Source organism: Vibrio sp. PID23_8 (genome assembly GCF_003584965.1).
In the GTDB taxonomy this organism is placed as follows: domain Bacteria; phylum Pseudomonadota; class Gammaproteobacteria; order Enterobacterales; family Vibrionaceae; genus Vibrio.
This window is the reverse complement of record NZ_LIXE01000027.1, coordinates 1-4,876: the sequence shown is the minus strand read 5'-3', so window position 1 is coordinate 4,876 and position 4,876 is coordinate 1. Positions and strand designations below refer to the sequence as shown.

The 4,876-nt window shown below is 54.9% G+C and carries 3 protein-coding genes; all 3 read right to left on the bottom strand.

Annotation, left to right across the window (positions count from 1 at the left end):
• The 3 genes from acnD to prpB all read right to left on the bottom strand — a co-directional run bounded on the left by acnD (position 1) and on the right by prpB (position 4,851).
• A complete protein-coding gene (gene acnD / locus AK966_RS19705; RefSeq protein WP_253252717.1) occupies positions 1-2,598 on the bottom strand; it encodes a Fe/S-dependent 2-methylisocitrate dehydratase AcnD in 2,598 nt (865 codons plus the stop codon).
• 100 nt (positions 2,599-2,698) lie between these two features.
• Positions 2,699-3,841 carry a 2-methylcitrate synthase gene (gene prpC / locus AK966_RS19700; protein WP_099081232.1) on the bottom strand — a complete coding sequence of 381 codons (1,143 nt, stop codon included), beginning with the start codon at positions 3,839-3,841 and terminating at the stop codon, positions 2,699-2,701.
• Positions 3,842-3,954: 113 nt separating this feature from the next.
• A complete protein-coding gene (gene prpB, locus AK966_RS19695) occupies positions 3,955-4,851 on the bottom strand; it encodes a methylisocitrate lyase (protein WP_099081231.1) in 897 nt (298 codons plus the stop codon).
• Positions 4,852-4,876: the final 25 nt, after the last annotated feature.

Genomic DNA, 4,876 nt, shown 5'->3' with positions numbered 1-4,876 from the left:
TTATTGCGCCAAAAAGTCTTGTGCAAAGCGCTGTAGTACCCCGCCCGCTTGGTAGACATGCACTTCATCGGCCGTGTCTAAGCGGCAGGTGACCGGCACATCGAGTTTTTCACCATTGGTGCGAGTAATAACTAACGCCAGCTCAGCCCCCGGAGTGATATCACCGACCACGTCATACAACTCACTGCCATCAAGCTCGAGCGTCTGACGGGTGGTGCCCGGCTTAAATTGCAACGGCAGGACGCCCATGCCAACTAAGTTGGTGCGGTGAATGCGCTCAAAGCCTTCTGCCACAATTGCTTCTACGCCAGCAAGACGCACGCCTTTGGCCGCCCAGTCACGAGATGAACCTTGGCCATAATCAGCCCCCGCAACCACTATCAGCGGTTGCTTACGCTGCATGTAGGTTTCAATCGCTTCCCACATGCGGGTGACTTGACCTTCTGGCTCAATACGCGCCAGTGAGCCCTGCACCACTTCGCCGCTCTCTTTCACCATTTCATTGAACAGTTTCGGGTTCGCGAAGGTGGCACGCTGCGCGGTTAAGTGGTCACCACGGTGGGTGGCGTAGGAGTTAAAGTCCTCTTCCGGCACGCCCATTTTCGCTAGGTATTCCCCAGCCGCGCTGCTGGCCATGATGGCGTTAGATGGCGATAGATGGTCGGTGGTGATGTTGTCACCCAGCACCGCCAGTGGGCGCATGCCCGACAGCGTGCGTTCCCCGCCTAATGCCCCTTCGCCCTCTTGTTGCCAATAAGGCGGACGGCGGATGTAGGTGCTCATCGGTCGCCAGTCGTACAGTGGGTTGGTATTACGTTCGTCTTGGTTCAGTTTGAACATCTGAATGTAGACTTGGTTAAACTGCTCGGGCTTCACGTGCTGACCCACTACTGCGTCGATTTCTTCGTCGCTTGGCCACAGGTCGTTGAGGTAAATCGGTTGGCCTTGGGCATCGATGCCGAGCGCATCACGTTCAATGTCAAAACGAATGGTGCCCGCCAACGCATACGCCACCACCAATGGCGGCGAAGCTAAAAACGCTTGCTTGGCGTACGGGTGAATCCGCCCATCAAAGTTACGGTTGCCAGATAAGACTGCCGTCGAGTACAAATCACGGTCGATGATTTCTTGTTGGATTTGTGGGTCTAGGGCGCCACTCATACCATTACAGGTGGTACACGCGTAGCCGACAATGCCAAAGCCAAGCTTTTCCAACTCAGGCAGGAGACCCGCTTCTTCTAGATAGAGGCGCGCCACTTTCGAACCCGGTGCAAAGGAGGTTTTCACCCATGGCTTACGCACCAGTCCCAGTTCGTTGGCTTTTTTCGCCACTAGGCCCGCAGCCACCACGTTACGCGGGTTACTGGTGTTGGTGCACGAGGTAATCGCGGCGATGATGACCGCGCCATCGGGCATTTCGCCCTCTTTCTCTTGCCACTTGCCCGCGATGCCGCGCTCGGTCAGCTCTGAGGTTGGCAAACGGCGATGCGGGTTGGAAGGCCCGGCGAGGTTGCGACTCACGGTGGCGAGGTCAAACTCCAGCACGCGCTCATACACGGCGCTGTCTAAATCGTCGGCCCACAGCCCGGTTTGCTTCGCGTAAGTCTCGACCAATTTGACTTGCTCATCATCACGGCCGGTCAATTTGAGGTAGTTGATGGTCTGCTCATCAATGTAGAACATGCCTGCGGTCGCGCCGTATTCTGGTGTCATGTTGGAGATGGTCGCGCGGTCACCGATGGTCAGCTCGCGTGCGCCTTCGCCAAAGAATTCCAGATACGAAGAGACGACACGTTCGTTACGTAAGAACTCGGTAATCGCCAGCACGATGTCCGTGGCGGTAATGCCCGGTTGGCGTTGACCAGTTAACTTGACCCCCACGATATCAGGCAGGCGCATCATCGACGGACGCCCCAGCATCACGGTTTCCGCTTCCAGTCCACCCACGCCAATCGCAATCACCCCCAGTGCATCAACGTGCGGCGTGTGACTGTCAGTCCCGACACAGGTATCGGGATAAGCAATGCCCTGTTTGGCTTGCACCACGGGCGACATTTTTTCTAGGTTGATTTGGTGCATGATGCCGTTGCCGGCGGGAATGACGCTGACATTTTCAAACGCGGTTTTACACCATTCGATAAAGTGGAAACGGTCTTCGTTACGGCGCTCTTCAATGGCGCGGTTTTTGTCAAACGCCTCCGGGTCAAAACCTGCGTGCTCCACCGCCAAAGAGTGGTCGACAATCAGCTGGGTCTCCACCACAGGGTTCACTTTAGATGGGTCGCCACCTTGTTCGGCAATCGCATCACGCAAGCCCGCCAGGTCAACCAGTGCGGTCTGGCCTAGAATGTCGTGGCACACCACGCGCGCCGGATACCAAGGGAAATCGAGGTCACGCTTGCGCTCAATCAACTGCTTCAAACTGTCGGTTAATGTCGCTGGCTCGCAGCGGCGCACCAACTGCTCGGCCAGCACGCGGGAGGTGTATGGGAGGGTATCATAGGCACCCGGAGCAATCGCATTGACCGCTTCGCGTGCATCAAAGTAATCCAGTTTTGTCCCTGGGAGGGGTTTTCGGTATTGAGTATTGATATTCATAGGGGTTGCTTCCATTGCATCGGTACATCTTGCCTGGCACTGTGGCATCGAAAAGACACGCCTTCCCTCAACTTAGCTGTATAAGGAAAGGCATGACGCGTTAGCGTTGTTCGATTGGCACCCATTCTTGGTGCTCAGGACCGGTGTAATCCGCACTTGGACGAATGATGCGGTTATTGGCGCGTTGCTCATACACGTGCGCCGCCCAACCCGTTAAACGGCTCATCACAAAAATAGGTGTGAACAGCTTGGTAGGAATGTCCATAAAGTGGTACGCCGAGGCGTGGAAGAAGTCCGCATTACAGAACAACCCTTTCTCGCGCTTCATCACCGATTCCACTCGCTCAGACACAGCGTAAAGATGGGTATCCCCCACTTCTTTAGACAGTGCCGCTGACCAACGCTTAATTAAGGCGTTACGTGGGTCACTCTCGCGGTAAATCGCATGGCCAAAGCCCATGATTTTGTCTTTGTTTTCTAGCATTTTTAGGATGTTCGCTTCCGCTTCATCCGGCGTTTGCCAATTTTCAATCATTTCCATCGCCGCTTCGTTCGCACCACCATGCAAAGGCCCACGCAGGGTACCAATCGCTGCGGTAATGCAAGAATGCAAATCCGACAATGTCGAGGCACACACACGCGCCGCAAACGTCGACGCATTGAACTCGTGCTCCGCGTACAAAATCAGCGAGCAGTGCATCACTTGCTTATGCGTGTCACTCGGCGTTTTGTCGGTCAGCAACTTCAGGAAGTAACCGCCAATGCTGTCTTCGCTCTGGTCTTCGGTGTCAATGCGCACGCCATCATGGCTAAAGCGGTACCAGTAACAAATCATCGCTGGGAACAACGCCAACAGACGCTCAGTGGCGTGCAGCTGTTGGTCAAAGTCCGTCTCTTGCTCCAAGTTACCCAGCATAGAACAACCGGTGCGCAGCACATCCATTGGGTGCGCGTCGGCCGGAATGAGCTCTAACGCCTGCTTAAGCGCGGTTGGCAAGCCACGTAAACTCAGCAAATGCGTTTTGTACGCATCCAGCTCTTGTTGGTTTGGCAAGTGACCCCGCAGCAGCAAATGCGCCACTTCTTCGAATTGAGCATGGTTGGCCAGGTCGGTGATGTCATAGCCACGATAGGTCAGGCCGGTGCCCGATTTGCCCACCGTACACAGCGCTGTGCTGCCTGCACTTTGACCACGAAGGCCTGCGCCTCCGATTTGTTTTTTCTTTGCAACCGTTTCAGACATGGTTTGAACTCCTTTTCGGTCGGATGCGGCTCTCTTGTGGAGCGGTGCGTCACCCGACGACTTTCACGTGATTAGATATTTTCCGAACTATTTCTTGGGCTTCCCCCGAGGGGTTATGACTCTTGTGAGAACAGTTGGTCCAACTTGTCCTCGTAGTCGTGATAATTGAGGTGCGCATACAACTCTTTACGCGTTTGCATCGAGTCAAGCAGCGCTTCTTGATTGCCCACTTCTAACAAATGCTTGTAGACATTCTCCGCCGCTTTGTTCATCGCGCGGAACGCACTTAATGGGTAGAGCACCATGTCGACGTTGGATTGAGCCAGCTCGTCACAGCCAAACAGCGGCGTTTGACCAAACTCAGTGATGTTGGCCAAGATAGGCACGTGTTTGCCCGTCGCTTGCTTGAGCGCCGCCGAGAACTGTTGGTACTGCTCTAGCTGGTTCATCGCTTCTGGGAAAATCATGTCCGCGCCCGCTTCCACATAAGCAATCGCACGCTCAATCGCGCTGTCCATACCTTCCACCGCTAGCGCATCGGTGCGTGCCATGATGACAAAGCTCTCATCCGTGCGCGCATCCACCGCCGCCTTGACACGATCCACCATCTCTTGCTGGCTGACAATCGCTTTGTTCGGGCGGTGACCACAACGCTTTTGCGCCACTTGGTCTTCCATCTGCACCGCCGCCGCGCCGGCTTTTTCCATCGCTTTGATGGTGCGGGCAATGTTAAACGCGCCACCAAATCCGGTATCAATATCCACCAACAGCGGCAAATCACACGCATTGGTGATGCGGTCGACGTCGACCAATACATCATTGAGGGTGGTAATGCCTAAATCTGGCAGGCCGTAAGAGGCATTAGCAATGCCCCCGCCCGACAAGTAAATCGCTTGGTGGCCGACATTTTTGGCCATCATCGCGGTGTACGGGTTGATGGTGCCAACAATTTGTAGCGGATCGTTTTGCTCAACGGCGAGCCGGAATTTCGCCCCTGGTGATAAGCTCATGACAATTTCCTTCTAGTCTTGTTCT